The organism is Streptomyces sp. SN-593 (assembly GCF_016756395.1).
Taxonomy (GTDB): Bacteria; Actinomycetota; Actinomycetes; order Streptomycetales; family Streptomycetaceae; genus Actinacidiphila; species Actinacidiphila reveromycinica.
In genome coordinates this window covers 8,640,617-8,660,298 of record NZ_AP018365.1, presented here as the reverse complement: position 1 = coordinate 8,660,298, position 19,682 = coordinate 8,640,617, and the positions used below count along the sequence as shown (strand labels likewise).

Here is a 19,682-nt window from a genome sequence, read left to right as displayed (position 1 = left end):
GGCCGGGTTCAGGAGGAGCCGAGTTCCCTGTCGAGGAAGTCGAAGACCTCGTCCTGCGTCGCCGACGTGAGTTCGAGTGACGTCCCGTCGGATTCCGGCGTGCCCTGCGCCGACATCCAGCTCGACAGCATCTTCTGCAGTCGCCGGGTGATGCTGTCCGCCGTCTCCTGATCCGGGTCGAGTCCCGCGAGGCCGGCTTGGATCTGGTCGAGTTCGGCGAGGACCGCCGGGTGCTCGGAGCCGTCGGTGCCCATCTCGGCGAGGAGGTGGGCGGCGACGGCCTGGGGGGTGGGGTAGTCGAAGACCAGGGTGGAGGGCAGCGCGATCCCGGTCTCGGCGGTGAGCTGGTTGCGCAGCTCGACCGCGGTGAGCGAGTCGGCGCCCAGGTCGCGGAACGCCCGTCCGGCCTCGACGGCGGCGGGCGAGCCGTAGCCGAGGACGACGGCGGCCCGGGCCCGTACCAGGTCCGTGAGCACCTGTTCCCTGGCCGCGCGGCCCAGCCCGGCGAGCCGGCCGGCCAGTCGGCCCGCGCCGCCGGCCTGCGCCTCCTCGTCGGGACCGGCCTGGGCGGCGGCGAGCGCGTTCTGGGCCTCGGGCAGGGTGGCCAGCAGCGGGCTGGGCCGGCGCAGGGTGAACACCGGCACGAAGCGGTCCCAGTCCACGTCGGCCACGGTGACCGCGACCTCGCCGGCGTCGACGATCCGGGCCAGCGCGCCGACGCCGCGGGCCGGGTCCATCAGCCGCAGCCCGAGCCGCTGGAGCGCGTCCCCGGCCGGTCCCGCGCCCATGCCGCCGCCGTCCCACAGGCCCCACGCCACCGAGGTGCCGGCCTGTCCCCTGGCGCGGCGGGCGGTGGCCAGCGCGTCGAGGTAGAGGTTGGCCGCGCCGTAGGCGCCCTGCCCGGCGCTTCCCCAGGTCGCCGAGCCGGACGAGAACAGCACGAACTGCTCCAGGTCCAGGTCCGCGGTCAGTTCGTCCAGCCAGCGGGCGCCGGCCGCCTTGCCGGCCAGCACGGCGTCCAGTTCGGCGGTGCTCGCCCGGTCCAGCGGCGTGCCCTGGCCGACGCCGGCCGCGTGCACCACGGCGCACACGTCGTGTCCGGCCGTCGACCTTTCCGCCCTGGCGAGCACTTCGGCGACGTGGTCCCTGCGGCTGCTGTCGGCGGCGAGCACACTGACGGTGCTGCCCGCCTCCGCGAGGTCCGCGGCCAGCCGGGCCGCGCCGGGCGCGACCGGGCCGGACCGCGACTGGAGCACGAGTCCGGGGGCGCCCCGACGGGCAAGCCAGCGTGCGGTGTGCCCGCCGATGGCACCGGTTCCGCCGGTGATCAGCACGGTGCCGGACGGGGTCCATTCCGTCTTCGGCGCCGGCCCGGAGGCCCGCACCATGCGGCGTGCCCAGGCCCGCCCGTCGCGGAGCACCACCTGGTCCTCGCCGCAGCCGGCGAGCACGCCCGCCAGGAGGCCGGCCGTGACGCCGTCCAGGGTCGCGGGCAGGTCGATCAGGCCGCCCCAGCGGTCGGGCACCTCCAGGCCGACCGCCTGGCCGAGGCCCCACACCTGTGCCTGGACCACGCCGTCGAGGACGGCGGCCGGGCCGCTGTCCCGCCCGGGGCGGAGCGCGGCGGGCGGCTCGGCGCCGGCGCGGACCGCGCGGGCGCGCCTCGGGCCCGACGCCGCGGTGGCACCGGGCAGGGCGGTGTGCCCGGGCCGGCCCGGCAGGACGGCCCCGCTGGTCACCAGCCAGGCCGGCGCGTCCACTCCCGCGTCGCCGAGCGCCTGCATCAGTAGCTGCGAGGCCGCCACGCCCGCTCGCAGGTCGGGGAACCCGGTGGCGGGCCCCGCGGCCAGGGCGAGCAGCGACAGCACGCCGGTCACGTCCTCGGCGGAGGGCGCGGGTCGGGGCCCGGTGGAGAGCTCGGTCGCGGACCCGGTGGCTGGCTCGGCGGTGGTTTCGGTGGAGGCGGCCGCCAGGGCGCGGCCGATCCGCCCGGCCAGCGCGGCGCGGTCCGTCCCGTCCGGCGGCACCCGCAGCACCAGCGGCCGGGCCCCGTGTTCCGCCAGGACCCGCGCGCACTCGGCGGCCAGGCCCGCGGGGGCGGTGTCCGCGCCCGGCGTCGCCGCGCCGCCGTCCGCCGCGTCCTGCGGGACCACCAGCAGCCAGGTCCCGGACAGCGCGCCGGCGCCCGGGTTGGCCACCGGCGTCCAGGTGACCTGGTACCGCCAGGAGGAGGAGACGGTCTGGGCCCGTTCGCGCTGCCGCCACGACGACAGCGCGGTGAGGACCTCGCGGACCGCCCCGCTCTCCTCAAGGGCGAGGGTCTGCGACAGGCCGTCCAGGTCGCCGCCCTCGACCGCCGCCCAGAACCGCCCCTCCGCGGCCGATCCGGCGACGTCGCCGCCCCCGGTGACCGGTGCGGCGGCCGGCTGGGGCCAGTACGGCTGGTGCTGGAAGGCGTACGTGGGCAGGTCGACGCGGCGGCCCGCGGGCAGCACCCGGGTCCAGTCGACGCCCACTCCGCACACGTACGCCTCCGCCAGCGAGGCCAGCAGCCGGCCCGGCCCGCCGTCGTCGCGGCGCAGGGTGCCCGTCACGACCGGGACGGCGCCGGTACGGCCCGGCGTGTTCCCGGTCGCACTGAGCAGGGTGTCGCCGACGGCGCCGGTCAGCACGGGATGCGGGGAGGTCTCGACGAACACGCCGTGCCCGTCGCGCGCCAGCGCGGTGACGGCGTCGCTGAACCGTACGGTGGCGCGCAGGCTCTCGTACCAGTAGCCGGCGTCCATCGCGGTGCCGTCGATCGGCTCGCCGGTCAGCGAGGAGAACACCGGGACCCGGCCGCGGCGCGGGGTCAGTCCGTCGAGCGCCGCCCGGATCGTGCACTCCAGCTCCTCGACCTGCGGGGAGTGGGAGGCGTAGTCCACCGGCAGGACCCGCGCGCGGACCCGGTCGCGCTCGCAGGCGGCCGCAAGTTCCTCCAGAGCTCCCGGCTCGCCCGAAACGACCGTGGCCGCGGGCCCGTTGAGGGCCGCGATCGAGAGGCGGTCGCCGTACGCGGCCATCCGCACCCGGACGTCCTCCTCGCTCTCCGCGATCGAGAGCATGCCACCGCGTCCGGCCAGCGCGCGCAGCGCCTGGCTGCGCAGGGCGACGACCCGGGCGCCGTCCTCCAGGGGCAGCACGCCGGCCACGACCGCGGCCGCGATCTCGCCCTGCGAGTGCCCGACGACCGCGCCGGGGACGGCGCCGGCGGCCTGCCACACCGCGGCGAGCGACACCATCACCGCCCACAGCGCGGGCTGCACCACGTCCACCCGGTCGAAGCCGGGAGCACCCGGGCCCCCCGCCAGCACCTCGGTCAGCGACCAGTCCACGAAGGGGGCGAGGGCCGTCTCGCACTCCGCCAACCGCGCCGCGAACACCGGGCTCGCCTCGGCCAGTTCGGCGCCCATACCGGTCCACTGGCTGCCCTGGCCGGGGAAGACGAAGACCACGCGGTCCGGGTCGCCGTCCACCGGGACGGCTCCGGACACGACGCCCGGCGCCGGCTCGCCGGCCGCGACCGCGGACAGGCCCGCCAGCAGGTCCTCCCGGCCGGTGCCCGTGACGACCGCGCGGTGTTCGAACGCCGACCGGGTCGTCGCCAGTGACCACGCCACGTCGGAGAGCGCCGTCCGCGGGCGCTCGACGACGAGTTCGCGCAGCCGCGCGGCCTGGTCGGCCAGCGCCTCCCGGCTGCGCCCGGACACGGGCCAGCTCCACGCCTCGGTGCCGGTGCCCAGGACGGGGGCCGCCGTGGCGGTGCCGTCCGCCTGCGGGAGGGCGGGCGAACCGGCGTCCTCGCCGGTGCCGGCCGCACAAGGCAGGTCGCCTGCTTCCGAGGGGACGTCCGGAGTGGGGGCTTCCTGGAGGATGACGTGGGCGTTGGTCCCGGAGATCCCGAACGCCGACACCCCCACCCGGCGCGGTTCCCCACCGGGGACGGTCGGCCAGTCCACCGCCTCGCTCGCCGGACGAACCTGACCGTCCTCCCAGTCCACATGCGACGACGGCTCCTGCGCGTACAGCGTCGCCGGAATCACCTGGTGGGTCAGCGCCAACACCGCCTTGATCACCCCGGCAACACCCGCCGCCTGCTGGGCATGACCGATGTTCGACTTCACCGACCCCAACCACAACGGCCGCTCCACCGAGTGGCTCTGGCCGTAAGTGGCGATCAACGCCTGCGCCTCGATCGGATCACCGAGTTCGGTCCCAGTCCCGTGGGCCTCCACGACATCCACCTGACCCGCGCCCAACCCCGCACTCGCCAACGCCGCCCGGATCACCCGCTGCTGGGAGGGACCGTTCGGAGCCGTCAGACCATTCGACGCACCATCCTGGTTGACCGCACTACCAGCGATCACCGCGAGCACCGGCCGCCCCGCCCGCCGCGCCGACGACAACCGCTCCACCACCACCATCCCCGCACCCTCAGCCAACCCCATCCCATCCGCACCCGCACCGAACGCCTTGCACCGACCATCCACCGCCAACGCCCGCTGACGCGAGAACCCCACGAACTCATCCGGCCCCACGATCACCATCACCCCACCCGCCAACGCCATCACACACTCACCCGACCGCACCGCCTGCGCCGCCAGATGCAACGCCACCAACGACGACGAACACGCCGTATCCAACGTCACCGCAGGACCCTCAAGCCCCAACACATACGACACCCGACCCGAGATCACACTCGTCGCGTTACCCGTCACCATGTGACCCTCGGCGCCCTCGGCGTTGCCGATCCCGGCGTAGCCGGATGTCGCCGCGCCGGCGAAGACGCCGACGGACGCGCCGCGCAGGGTGGTCGGGTCGACGCCCGCCGCTTCCAGGGCCTCCCACGACGTCTCCAGCAGCAGCCGCTGCTGCGGGTCCATCGTCAGCGCCTCACGGGGGGAGATCCCGAAGAACCCGGGGTCGAAGTCCGCCACGCCCGCCACGAAACCGCCTCGGGTGACGTACGACGTGCCGTCGTGGTCGGGGTCCGGGTCGAACAGGCGGGCCAGGTCCCAGCCCCGGTCCGTGGGGAACTCTCCGGTGGCGTCGCCGCCTGCGGCGAGCAGGTCCCACAGCCGGGCCGGGGACGTCACGCCGCCCGGCAGGCGGCAGCCCATGCCCGTCACCACGACCGGGTCGGAGTCGGCGGACTGGGCGGCCGCCGGGAGGGCCGGAGCTCCGGCCGCCACCGCGCCCTGCTCACCGCCACCGGGGAGGAACGACAGCACGTGCCGCGCCAGCAGCCTCGGTGACGGGTAGTCGAAGACCACCGTCGACGGCAGCCGCAGCCCCGTCGCACCGTTGATCCGCGTCCGCAGCTCCACCGCCGTCAACGAGTCGAAGCCCAGGTCACGGAAGGGACGCCCCGCGCCGACCTCCGACGCGTTCTCATGACCCAGCACCGCGGCCGCGTGCGACCGCACCAGCTCCACCACCGCCCGCTCCCGCCCGGCCGCGTCCAACCCCGCCACCAGACCGGCCAGACCCGCGGCGGCCCCGTCGTCCGCGGTGTCGGCTCCGGCGCCCGCGACGCCCTCACCCGGCGCGCCGGGCCGGGGCCGGGCCGCCTCCTCGGCCAGGGTGTCCAGCAGGCGCCAGGGACGGGACGCGGTGAACACCGGCACGAACCGCGCCCAGTCCACATCCGCCACCGCCACGAACGTCTCGTCGGCGCCCACCGCCTGCCCGAGCACGCCCAACGCCCGCTCCGGCGCAAGGAACCGCACCCCCTGACCCTGCAACCAGGCCGGCGACGCGCTGCTCGGCGACCACCCGTCCGTGTTCCGCCCCGCCTCGGCGTCCTGCTCCTGCTCCTGTTCCTCCGATTCCGGTGCGGCCTTGGCCCCGGCCTCCCACACGCCCCAGGCGATCGAGGTCGCCGGCAGCCCCCGCGCCCGACGGTCGTACGCCAACGCGTCCAACCCCGCGTTCGCCGCCGCATACGCCGCGTGCTCCGTACTCCCCCACGTCGCCGCGATCGACGAGAACAACACGAACGCGTCCAACTCCACGTCCGCCGTCAACTCGTCCAGCCAGCGGGCGCCCTCCACCTTCGCACCCAACGTCCTCGCCAGATCCTCCACCGACGTCCCCGCCACCGGAAGAAGATCCACCGCGACCGCACCATGCACCACAGCCCGCAGCCGCTCACCCGTACGGTCGATCCACCCCAACAGACCCGCCACCTGGTCCCGCACCGACACGTCACACGCCACCACACTCACCGACGTGCCAGACCCCGCCAACTCGGCGGCCGCCGCCCCGATCCCCTCCAGCGCGGTTCCGCGCCGCGACGGCACCACCAGCCGCGAAGCCCCCGCGTCCGACAACCACCGGACCAGGTGCGGACCGATCGCCCCGCTCGCACCCGTCACCAGCACCGTCCCCCGAGGGCTCCATCCTCCGGCGCCCTCCGAATCGCCGGTGCCGTTGGCCCGCACGACGCGGCGGGCGAGCGCGGAGCCCGCGCGGATCGCCACCTGGTCCTCGCCGGACCCGGCCAGGACCGCCGCCAACCGGTCGGCGGACCGGTCGTCCAGGACATCCGGGACATCGACCAACCCGCCCCAGCGGTCCGGGTGCTCCAGACCGGCCACCCGGCCCAGCCCCCACACCTGCGCCTGCACCGGATCGATCCGGCCACCGTCCGCGAGGTCCGCGCCCCCGGACGTCACCAGCCACAACGGGGCCTCGACCACGGCGTCGCCCAACGCCTGTACCAGCACCAGCGAACCGGCCACACCCGCCGGCACCGACGGCTCCGCCTCCAGCCGCTCACCCGAGGCCAGCCCCAGCAGCGACACCACACCCGCCACACCGGACAGCCCACCAGCCTCCTCGGCCACCACGGCACCGATCCGCTCGGCCAGACCCTCCCGATCCACACCCCGCAGATCCACCTCGACCGTGACGACGTCCGCACCGCGCGCCGCCAGGGCAGCCGTCACCTGTTCGGCCATGACCGCGCCCGCACCGCCGGCCGGAACGACCGCCAGCCAGGTCCCCGACAGCACCCCGGCACCGAGGCCCGCGACCGGCACCCACGCCACCCGGTACCACCACGACCCCGTCGCCGCCCGATCCCGCTCGCGCTCCCGCCAGGACGCCAGTGCCGGCAGCACCTCCCGGAACGGGCGGTCCCCGTCGATCGCCAACTCCGTCGCCAGCCGGGCCACGTCGCGGCCCTCGACAGCCGCCCAGAACCGCGCCTCGGCCGCCGAACCCGTGCCGTCGAGCCCGCGGGCCGCCCGTTCCGCCGCCACCCGAGCGGCCATGTCCGGCCAGTAGCGCTGCCGTTGGAAGGCGTACGTGGGCAGGTCCACCTGCTCGCCGACTGGCAGTACCGCAGACCAGTCCACGGCCACCCCGCGCACGTACGCCTCCGCGAACGACGCCAACAGCCGCGCCGCACCACCGTCCTCACGGCGCAACGTCCCCGTGACGACGGGGCCGCCACCATCAACCTCCGCGCCCAGTGCCTCCACCGTGTCCGCGACGGCGGCGGTCAGCACCGGATGAGGCGAGGTCTCCACGAACACGGAGTGCCCCTCACCCGCCAACGTGCCCACCGCGTCACTGAACCGCACCGTCGCCCGGAGGCTGTCGTACCAGTAGCCGGCGTCCATCGCCGAACCGTCGATCCACCCACCCGTCAGCGACGACACCACCCGAACCCGCCCCACCTGCGGCGCCAGACCATCCAGGGCACCCCGGATCTGCGCCTCCAACTCCTCCACCTGCGGCGAATGCGACGCGTAGTCCACGGGGAGGACCCGAGCCCGGACACCCTCGGCCTCACAGGCCGCCGCCAACTCCTCCAGGGCTTCGGGATCACCTGAAACGACCGTGGCCGCGGGCCCGTTGAGAGCGGCGACGGACACCCGCTCCCCATACGACGCGATACGCGCCCGCACCGCCTCCTCCCCGGCCGCGATGGACAGCATCCCGCCACGCCCCGCCAGCCCACGCAACGCCTGACTCCGCAAGGCGACGACCCGGGCGCCGTCCTCCAACGACAGCACCCCCGCCACCACCGCCGCCGCGATCTCCCCCTGCGAATGCCCCACCACCGCATCCGGCACCACCCCCGCCGCCTCCCACACCGCCGCCAACGACACCATCACCGCCCACAACACCGGCTGCACCACATCCACCCGCTCCAGACCCGGAGCACCCGACCCCTCGGCCAACACCTCACGCAACGACCAGTCCACGAAGGGAGCGAGAGCCGCCTCACACTCCGCCAACCGCGCTGCGAACACCGGGCTCGCCTCGGCCAGTTCGGCGCCCATGCCCGCCCACTGGCTGCCCTGGCCCGGGAACACGAACGCGGTGCGCCCCACACCGCCCACCGGCAGCCCACCCGCGACCACACCCGCCACCGGCTCACCCGCCACCAACCCGGCCAACCCCGCAACGAGTTCATCCCGACCGGACCCCAACACCACCGCCCGGTACTCGAACACCGACCGCGTCGTCGCCAGCGACCACGCCACATCCGCCGCCGCCACCTCCGGCCGCTCCAGCGCGAACGCGCGCACCTGCTCGGCCTGCGCCGCCAGCCCCTCCCGCGAGCGCGCCGACACCAACCACGCCGGCACCCCGGCACCCGGAACCAGCAGCGACGGCGTCGAGTCCTCGTCGTCCGCTCCGGTGGCGATGTCCTCGGCCACAGGGGCCTGTTCGAGGATGGTGTGCACATTCGTCCCGGACACGCCGAACGCCGACACACCCGCACGCCGCGGCCGCCCGTTCTCCGGCCACGACACCGCCTCGGTCAACAACCGCACCCCGCCCGCCGACCAGTCCACATGCGGGGTCGGCTCGTCCACGTGCAAAGTCGCCGGCAACACCCCGTACCGGAGCGCCATCACCGTCTTGACCACCCCGAGCACACCAGCCGCACACTGCGCGTGACCGATGTTCGACTTCACCGACCCGAGCAACAACGGCCGTTCCACCGCACGACCTTGACCGTACGTGGCCAACAACGCCTGCGCCTCGATCGGGTCACCCAGCGTCGTCCCCGTCCCATGCGCCTCGACCGCGTCCACCTCCGACGCGTCCAACCCCGCATTCGCCAACGCCGCCCGGATCACCCGCTGCTGCGACGGACCGTTCGGAGCCGTCAGACCATTCGACGCACCATCCTGGTTCATCGCCGAACCCGCCACCACCGCCAACACCCGATGACCCCGACGCCGCGCCTCACTCAACCGCTCCACCACCACCATCCCCGCACCCTCGGCCCACCCGATACCGTCGGCCGCACCCGCGAACGCCTTGCACCGACCATCCGCCGCAAGACCCCGTTGCAGGGAGAACTCGGCGAAGGCGCTCGGCGTGGCCATCACCGCGACGCCGCCGGCGAGTGCCATCTCGCATTCACCCGACCGCACCGCCTGGCAGGCGAGGTGCAGCGCGACCAGCGACGACGAGCACGCCGTGTCCACCGTCACCGCCGGGCCCTCAAGCCCCAGCACATACGACACCCGGCCCGAGATCACACTCGTCACGCTGCCGGTGAGCTGGTAACCGCCGGCCTCCTGCGCGCCGGCGTCGTACTCGGAGTAGGCGGCCCCGGCGAACACGCCGGTGGAGCTGCCGCGCAGCGACTTGGGGTCGATGCCGGAGCGTTCCAGGGCCTCCCAGGCGACTTCGAGCAGCAGTCGCTGCTGCGGGTCCATCGCCAGCGCCTCGCGCGGCGAGATGCCGAAGAAGGCGGGGTCGAAGTCGGCCACGTCGTAGACGAAGCCGCCCACGCGGGCGTAGCCCTGGTCCTGCCGTTCCGGGTCGAGGTCCCAGCCGCGGTCGGTCGGAAAGACCGAGACCGCGTCGCGGCCCTCGAAGACCAGGTCCCACAGGTCCTCCGGGCTCCGGACGCCGCCGGGACAGCGGCAGCCCATGCCCACGATCGCGATCGGCTCGCCCGCGTCGCCGACCGGGGTCAGCGCCGCCGGCACCGCGGGCAACGCGTCCTGCTCGCCGGTCAGTTGCTCGCGCAGGTACGACGCGACGGCCTGCGGAGTCGGGTAGTCGAACACCAGCGTGGACGGCAGCACCAACCCGGTCTCCGCCGCGAGCCGGTTCCGCAACTCCACCGCGGTGAGCGAGTCGGCGCCCAGGTCGCGGAACGCCCGGCCGGCCTCGACCGCCGCCGGGGAACCGTAGCCGAGCACCACCGCGGCCCTGGACCGCACCAGATCGGTCAGCACCTGCTCCTGCGCCGACCGCCCCAACCCGGCCAACCGACCCGCCAGTTCCCCACCCACCGGACCCGCCTCACCCGCAGGCACCGCCTCCACCCCGGCAAGCGCCCGCTGTGCCTCCGGCAACGCACCCAACAAGGGACTCGGCCGCCGCAACGTGAACACCGGCACGAACCGCTCCCAGTCCACATCCGCCACCGTCACCACACCCTCACCCGCGTCCACCACCCGCGCCAACGCCTCCACCGCACGCCCCGGCTCCATCTCCGCCACACCCAACCGCTGCAACGCCGCCCCGGCCGGACCCTCGCCCATGCCGCCGCCACCCCACAGACCCCACGCCACCGACGTCCCCGCCAGACCCCGCGCCCGACGCTCCGTCACCAACCCGTCCAGGTAAGCGTTCGCGGCGCCATATGCGCCGAGCCCCGCGCTACCCCACGTCGCCGCACCCGACGAGAACACCACGAACTGCTCCAGGGGCAGATCGGCGGTCAACTCGTCCAACCACCGCGCGCCCGACGCCTTCGCGGCCAGGTTCGCCGCGAGGCCGGACACGGTCTCGTCGCCCACCGGGGTGCCGATCCCGACCCCCGCGGTGTGGAGGACCGCGCACAGCTCGGGCCCGGACACCGCGATCCGCTCCAACAACCCCGCCACCTGCGACCGCACCGACACATCACACGCCACCACCTCGACCGCAGCACCCCCCGCCGCCAACTCCGCCACACACGACGCCACCCCCACCGCACCCGGACCCGACCGCGACACCAACACCACCCGCCCCACACCCCGACCCACCAACCACCCCGCCACACGCCCACCAATCGACCCCGTACCCCCCGTCACCAACACCGACCCCGACGGCACCCAACCCCCACCACCCGACACCCCGGACAAACCCCCACCACCCACCGCACGCACCAACCGCCGCCCCCAAACCCCACCCCCACGCACCACCACCTGATCCTCACCACACCCCGCCAACACCCCAGCAACCAACCCACCCACCCCCTCCTCCCACACCACCGGCACATCCACCAACCCACCCCAACGCAACGGCTCCTCCAACCCCACCACCTGACCCAAACCCCACACCTGCCCCTGCACCACACCATCCCCACCCACACCACCCACCACATCCAACCCCGGCAACACCGCACCACTGGTCACCATCCACAGCGGCGCGTCCACCCCGGCGTCGCCGAGCGCCTGCACCAGCGCAAGGGATCCGGCCACGCCGGCCGGCACCTCCGGCAGGTCCTCCAGCGGCTCGGCGGCGAGTCCGAGCAGGGACACCACCCCGGTCGGGCCCGCGTGCGGTTCCCCGGACGGACGGAACCGCCCGCCGTCCGGGCCGGCCAGCGCGTCGCCGATCCGTGCCGCGAGCTCGGCCCGGTCGGCCTCGCCGACGCGCACCTCGACCACCACCGGGTCGGCGCCGTGCTCGGTGAGCAGGCGCGCGCACGCGTCCGCGAGCCCGTCGCGGCAGCCGTCCGGAACCACCAGCAGCCACCGTCCGGTCAGGAGGCCGGCCTTGAGCCCGGTGACGGGGACCCAGGTGACCTGGTAGCGCCAGGCTTCCGTGAGTTCCCGTGCGTGCTCCCGCCTCCGCCACGAGGACAGCGCGGGCAGCACCTCACGCAGCGGGCGGTCCGGCCCGACGGACAGAGCCTCGGTCAGGGCCGGGACGTCGCCGCCGTCGACCGCGGCCCAGAACCGCGCCTCCGCCTCCGAACGGGCAGCGGTGTCCTCGGCGACCGCCGCGACCGCGGGACGGTCGGGCCAGTACCGCTCGCGCTGGAAGGCGTACGTGGGCAGGTCCACCCGGGTGCCGGACGGGAGGACCGCCGACCAGTCCACGGTCACGCCCCGCACATGCGCCTCCGCGAGCGAGGTCAGCAGACGACCCGCACCACCCTCCCCCCGCCGCAACGTCCCCGTCACCACGGCACCGCCCCCGCCGTCCCCAGCCGCCTCGACGACATCCGTGACGGCCCCGGTCAGCACCGGATGCGGCGAGGTCTCCACGAACACGCAGTGGCCACTTCCCGCCAACGCGGTGACGGCCTCACTGAACCGCACGGTCGCCCTAAGGCTCTCGTACCAGTAGCCGGCGTCCATCGCCGAACCGTCGATCACCCCACCCGTCAACGACGACACCACCACGACCCGCCCCACCTGCGGCGCCAGACCGTCCAGGGCACCCCGGATCTGCGCCTCCAACTCCTCCACCTGCGGCGAATGCGACGCATAATCCACCGGCAGGACCCGGGCCCGCACGCCATCCGCCTCGCAGACCGCCGCCAACTCCTCCAGGGCAACCGGCTCGCCCGAAACGACCGTGGCCGCGGGCCCGTTGAGAGCGGCGACGGACACCCGCTCCCCATACGGCGCGATTCGCGCCCGCACTGCCTCCTCACCCGCAGCGATCGACAGCATCCCGCCACGACCGGCCAACGCACGCAACGCCTGACTCCGAAGAGCCACCACCCGCGCACCGTCCTCCAACGACAACACGCCCGCCACCACCGCCGCCGCGATCTCCCCCTGCGAATGCCCCACCACCGCATCCGGCACCACCCCCGCCGCCTCCCACACCGCCGCCAACGACACCATCACCGCCCACAACACCGGCTGCACCACATCCACCCGATCCAGACCCGGAGCACCCGACCCCTCGGCCAACACCTCACGCAACGACCAGTCCACGAACGGGGCGAGGGCCGTCTCGCACTCGGCCAACCGCGCCGCGAACACCGGGCTCACCCCGGCCAGTTCGGCACCCATCCCCACCCACTGACTCCCCTGACCCGGGAACACGAACACGATCCGGCCCGGGTCACCGTCGGCCGGCACCTCACCGGAGACAACCCCCACCGCCGGCTCCCCCGCCGCCACCGCAGCCAACCCCGCCAACAACTCCTCCCGGCCACCACCCACCACCACCGCACGCCGCTCGAACACCGCACGCCCCGTCACCAACGACCACGCCACATCCCCCAGCCCCACCCCCGCACACCCCGCCACGAACTCCCGCAACCGCCCCGCCTGCCCAGCAAGCGCCACCACCGAACGACCCGACACCGGCCAGGCCGACACCTCGGTCCCCGGCAGCAGCACCGAGCCCGTGTCACCGTCCGTGTCCGGCGCACCGGACTCGTCCTGCTCGACCGGGGCTTCCTGGAGGATCAGGTGCGCGTTCGTCCCGGAGATCCCGAACGCCGACACCCCCACCCGGCGCGGCTCACCCCCCGGCACCGACGGCCAGTCCACCGCCTCACTCGCCAGACGAACCTGACCGTCCTCCCAATCCACGTGCGACGACGGCTCCTGCGCGTACAACGTCGCCGGAATCACCCCATGCCGCAACGCCAACACCGCCTTGATCACCCCGGCAACACCCGCCGCCTGCTGGGCATGACCGATGTTCGACTTCACCGACCCCAACCACAACGGCCGCTCCACCGAGTGACTTTGGCCGTAGGTGGCGATCAACGCCTGCGCCTCGATGGGGTCACCGAGTTCGGTCCCGGTGCCGTGGGCCTCCACGACATCCACCTGACCCGCGCCCAACCCCGCACTCGCCAACGCCGCCCGGATCACCCGCTGCTGGGAGGGACCGTTCGGAGCCGTCAATCCATTCGACGCACCGTCCTGATTGATCGCACTGCCGGCGATCACCGCGAGCACCGGCCGCCCCGCCCGCCGCGCCGACGACAACCGCTCCACCACCACCATCCCCGCACCCTCAGCCAGACCCATCCCATCCGCACCCGCACCGAACGCCTTGCACCGACCATCCACCGCCAACGCCCGCTGACGCGAGAACCCCACGAACTCATCCGGCCCCACGATCACCATCACCCCACCCGCCAACGCCATCACACACTCACCCGACCGCACCGCCTGCGCCGCCAGATGCAACGCCACCAACGACGACGAACACGCCGTATCCAACGTCACCGCAGGACCCTCAAGCCCCAACACATACGACACCCGACCCGAGATCACACTCGTCGCGTTACCCGTCACGAGGTGTCCGTCGGCTCCTTCGAGAGAGCCGATGCCCGTGTATCCCGACGAGGCGGCGCCCGCGAAGACGCCCACGGACTGCCCCCGCAACGAGGTCGGATCGATGCCCGCCGACTCCAACGCCTCCCACGACGTCTCCAACAGCAACCGCTGCTGCGGATCCATCGCCACCGCCTCACGCGGAGCGATCCCGAAGAACCCCGCGTCGAAATCCGCCGCACCCGCCACGAAACCGCCCCGGGACACATACGACGTCCCCTCACGCTCCGGATCCGCATCGAACAACCCCGCCAGATCCCACCCGCGATCCGTCGGAAACCCCCCGATCGCATCCCCACCCACCACCAACAACTCCCACAACTGCTCAGGAGACATGACCCCACCCGGCAGCCGGCACCCCATCCCCGTCACCACCACCGGATCATCACCCACCCCACCCCCACCCGCACCCACCGGCGACACGGCGACCGACGGCACGTCCTGCCCGCTGCCACCCGGCAGGAAGGACAGAATGTGCCGCGCCAGCACCCGCGGTGACGGGTAGTCGAAGACCACCGTCGACGGCAGCCGCAGCCCCGTCGCACCGTTGATCCGCGTCCGCAGCTCCACCGCCGTCAACGAGTCGAAACCCAGGTCACGGAACGCGCGACCCGCTTCCACCTCCGACACGGCGTCGTGACCGAGCACCGCGGCCGCGTGCGACCGCACCAACTCCACCACCGCCCGCTCCCGGCCGACCGCGTCCAACCCCGCCACCAGACCGGCCAGACCCGCGGCGCCCTCCTGCTCGCCCACGCCCGCGGCCGCGCTGCCCGGACCGGCCGCAGCGGCGGTCTCGTCGCGGACCGTCTCCTCCTCCAGCGGGTCCAGCAGCCGCCAGCGCCGCGAGGCGGTGAACACCGGCACGAACCGCGCCCAGTCCACATCCGCCACCGCCACGAACGTCTCCCCCGCACCCACCGCCCGGCCCAACGCACCCAACGCCAGGTCCGGGTCCAGGAACCGCACCCCCTGCCGCCGCAACCACACCGGCGACGCGCTGCTCGGCGACCAACCGGCGCTCACCTGACCGCCGACACCCTGATCGCCACTGCCCTGCCCCTCGTCACCCTGACCTCCGGCGCCATGGGCGGCATCGCCCGCCCCGCCGACGGGCGGCGCGTCGGAACCGGCGGTGCGCGCCTCCCAGACGCCCCAGGCGATCGAGGTCGCCGGCAGCCCCCGCGCCCGACGGTCGTACGCGAGGGCGTCGAGGTACGCGTTCGCCGCCGCGTACGTCCCGTGCTCCGTACTCCCCCACGTCGCCGCGATCGACGAGAACAGCACGAACGCGTCGAGGTCGGCGTCCGCCGTCAACTCGTCCAGCCAACGCGCCCCGTCCACCTTGGCGCCGAGCGCCTTGGACAGGTCGCCCACCGACGAGGCGGACACCGGGAGCAGGTCGACCGCCAGGGCGGCGTGCACCACGGCCCGCAGCCGCTCACCCGTACGGTCGACCCACCCCAGCAGACCCGCCACCTGGTCCCGCACCGACACGTCACACGCCGCCACGCTCACCGACGTGCCGGACCCCGCCAGCTCCGCGGCCATCGCCGCGACGCCCTCCATGGCGGTCCCGCGCCGGGAGGTCACGACCAGCCGGGACGCGCCGGCCCCGGCCAGCCACCCGGTCAGGTGCGGGCCGATCGCCCCGCTCGCGCCGGTCACCAGCACGGTCCCCCGAGGAGTCCACTCGCGCGCGGCCGGGTCCTCCGCCGGCGCGCTCGCACGGACCACCCGGCGGGCCAGCGCCCCGGCGGGGCGGATCGCGACCTGCTCCTCCCCGCATCCCGCGAGCACGCCCGCCAGCAGGTCGCCGGCGCGTCCTTCGAGCGTGGCGGGGACGTCGACCAGACCGCCCCAGCGGTCGGGGTGCTCCAGGCCGGCGACCCTGCCCAGGCCGCAGACCTGGGCCTGCACCGGGTCGACGGGGCCGCCGTCCGCGACGTCGGCGCCCCCGGAGGTGACCATCCACAGCGGCGCGCCGACCCCGGCGTCACCGAGCGCCTGCACCAGCGCCATCGAGGCGGCCACGCCCGCGCCGACGACCGGGTCGGCCGCCAGCCGTTCGCCGGACAGGCCCAGCAGCGACACCACACCGGCGAGCCCGGCCGGCCCGGGGCGTTCCGCGACCAGCGCGCCGATCCGCTCGGCCAGCGCCGACCGGTCCGCGTGCGGGGCGTCCACCTCCAGCGTCAGCACCTCGGCGCCGCGCGCCGCCAGCGCCGTCGGCACCTGCGCGACCGGACCGCCGTCGGCCGTGCCGGCCGGCACCACGGCGAGCCATCGTCCCGCGAGGCGTCCGACGCCCAGGCCCTCGACGGGCACCCACGCCACGCGGTACCACCACGAGTTCGTCGCCTGGCGGTCCCGCTCGCGCTCCCGCCAGGACGCCAGCGCGGGCAGCACCTCCTGGAACGGACGGCTCCCGTCGATCGCGAGCACCTCGGAGAGCCCGACGACGTCGCCGTCCTCGACGGCCGCCCAGAACCGCGCCTCCGCGGCCGAACCCGCGTGCTCCCCGCCCTGCCCGGCGGCGCCCGCGCGTTCCGCCGGCGACGGCCACGTCGGCCAGTAGTCCTGGCGCTGGAAGGCGTACGTCGGCAGGCCGACCTGCTCGCCGGCCGGCAGCACCGCCGACCAGTCCACGGCCGCGCCGCGCACGTACGCCTCCGCGAACGACGCCACCAGCCGTTCCGCGCCTCCGTCGTCGCGCCGCAGCGTCCCCGTCACGACGGGACCGTCGCCGTAGGTGTCCGGGCGGGCGGCCTCGACGGTGTCGGCGACGGCGCCGGTGAGCACGGGGTGCGGGGACGCCTCGACGAACACGCCGTACCCGTCGTCCGCGAGCGCGGCCACGGCCTCGCTGAAGCGCACGGTCGCCCGCAGGCTCTCGTACCAGTAGCCCGCGTCCATGGCGGTGCCGTCGATCCAGGCGCCGGTCAGCGACGACACCACGGGGACGTGGCCGGCCTGCGGGGCGACGCCCGCCAGCACCGACCGGATCTCGGTTTCGAGTTCGGCCACCTGCACCGAGTGCGAGGCGTAGTCCACCGGCAGGACCCGGGCCCGTACGCCGTCGGCCGTGCACGCGGCGGCCAGTTCTTCGAGGGCTTCCGGCTCGCCCGAAACGACCGTCGCGGCGGGGCCGTTGAGGGCCGCCACCGACACGCGCTCGCCGTACGGCGCGACGCGCTCCCGCACCGCGTCCTCGCCCGCGGCGATCGCCGTCATCCCGCCACGCCCGGCCAGCACGCGGAGCGCCTGGCTGCGCAGGGCCACCACGCGGGCGCCGTCCTCCAGCGACAGGACCCCGGCGACCACGGCGGCCGCGATCTCCCCCTGGGAGTGTCCGACCACCGCGTCCGGCACCACTCCCGCCGCCTGCCAGACCGCGGCGAGCGACACCATCACCGCCCACAGCGCGGGCTGCACCACGTCCACCCGGTCGAAGCCGGGGGCACCCGGGCCCCCCGCCAGCACCTCGGTCAACGACCAGTCAACGAAGGGGGCGAGGGCCGCCTCGCACTCCGCCAACCGCGCCGCGAACACCGGGCTCGCCTCGGCCAGTTCGGCGCCCATGCCGGTCCACTGGCTGCCCTGGCCCGGGAAGACGAACACGGTCCGGCCCGGGTCGCCGTCGGCCGGTACCGCTCCGGCGACGACGCCGGCGGCCGGCGCGCCCGCGGCGAGGCCCGCCAGTCCGGCGAGCAGGTCGTCCCGGCTGCCTCCGGTGACGACCGCGCGGTGCTCGAACGCCGACCGCGTGGTGGCCAGCGACCACGCCAGATCCGCAGGTGCCGGCTCCGGGTGCTCCAGCGCGAACGCGTGGAGCCGCTCGGCCTGCGCGGCGAGCCCCTGCCGGGAGCGCGCGGAGACCAGCCACGTCGCGCCGTCGCCGGTGGTCCGCAGCGCCGTCCCGATGGGCCGGACGCCCCGGCCCGCGGCCGGGTCCGCGCCGGATGCGGCAGGTGCCTCCTCCAGGACGACGTGCGCGTTGGTGCCGCTGATCCCGAACGCGGAGACGCCGGCCCGGCGCGGCTGCCCGCTGTCGGGCCAGGCCGCGGCCTCGGTCAGCAGCCGGACGGCCCCGGTGGACCAGTCCACGTGCGTGGACGGCTCGTCGACGTGCAGGGTCGCGGGCAGCGTGCCGTGCTGCATGGCCAGGACCATCTTCATGATCCCGGCGGTGCCGGCGGCCTGCTGGGTGTGGCCGATGTTGGACTTGACCGAGCCGAGCCACAACGGCCGGTCGGCGGGCCGGTTCTGGCCGTAGGCGGCGATGAGGGCCTGGGCCTCGATGGGGTCGCCGAGGGTGGTGCCGGTGCCGTGCGCCTCGACGGCGTCGATCTGGTCGGCGGAGACGCGGGCGTTGGCGAGGGCGGCGCGGATGACGCGCTGCTGGGAGGGGCCGTTGGGGGCGGTCAGGCCGTTGGAGGCGCCGTCCTGGTTGACGGCGCTGCCGCGGATGACGGCCAGCACCGGGTGGCCGTTGCGGCGGGCGGTGGACAGCCGTTCGACCACGAGCATGCCGGCGCCTTCGGCCAGGCCCATGCCGTCGGCGGCCTCGGCGAACGCCTTGGACCGGCCGTCGGCGGCGAGGCCGTTCTGCCGGGAGAACTCGACGAAGACCTCGGGGGAGACCATGACCGAGACGCCGCCGGCCAGCGCCGTCTCGCAGTCCCCGGCGCGGACCGCCTGGCAGGCCAGGTGCAGGGCGACCAGGGCGGAGGAGCACGCGGAGTCGACGGTGACGGCCGGGCCCTCCAGGCCCAGGACGTAGGAGATCCGGCCGGAGATGACGCTGGTGGTGGTGCCGGTGAGCACGAAGCCCTCGGAGCCGGCGCCGTTCTCGCCGAGGCCGTAGCCGGAGAACGAGGCGCCGGCGAAGACACCGGTGGAGCTGCCGCGCAGCGTGTGGGGGTCGATGCCGGCGCGCTCCAGGGCCTCCCAGGAGGTCTCCAGCAGGAGCCGCTGCTGGGGGTCCATGGCCAGGGCCTCGCGGGGGCTGATGCCGAAGAACCGCGCGTCGAAGCCGGCCGCGCCGCGCACGAAACCGCCGCGGGCGACGTAGGAGGTGCCGTCGCGGCCGGGGTCGGGGTCGTAGAGGCCCGCGGTGTCCCAGCCGCGGTCCGAGGGGAGGTCGGAGGTCGCGTCGCGGCCCGCCAGGACCAGGTCCCACAGCTCCTCGGGGCTGGTGACCCCGCCGGGGAAGCGGCAGCCCATGCCGACGATCGCCACCGGCTCGCGGTCGCGGTCGCTGACCTCGCGCAGCCGCTGACGGGTCTGGCGGAGCTTCACGGTCACCTGCTTGAGGTAATCGCGGAGCTTGTCCTCGTTCTCCATTGTTCGCAACCA

General features: G+C 74.7%; 1 protein-coding gene. It reads right to left on the bottom strand.

All coding sequences use genetic code 11. From position 1 onward, the window contains the following. Positions 1-8 precede the first annotated feature (8 nt). Complete coding sequence (locus tag RVR_RS36035; RefSeq protein ID WP_202238203.1) at positions 9-19,670, bottom strand: type I polyketide synthase; 19,662 nt, start codon at positions 19,668-19,670, stop codon at positions 9-11. Between the last annotated feature and the right edge of the window lie 12 nt (positions 19,671-19,682).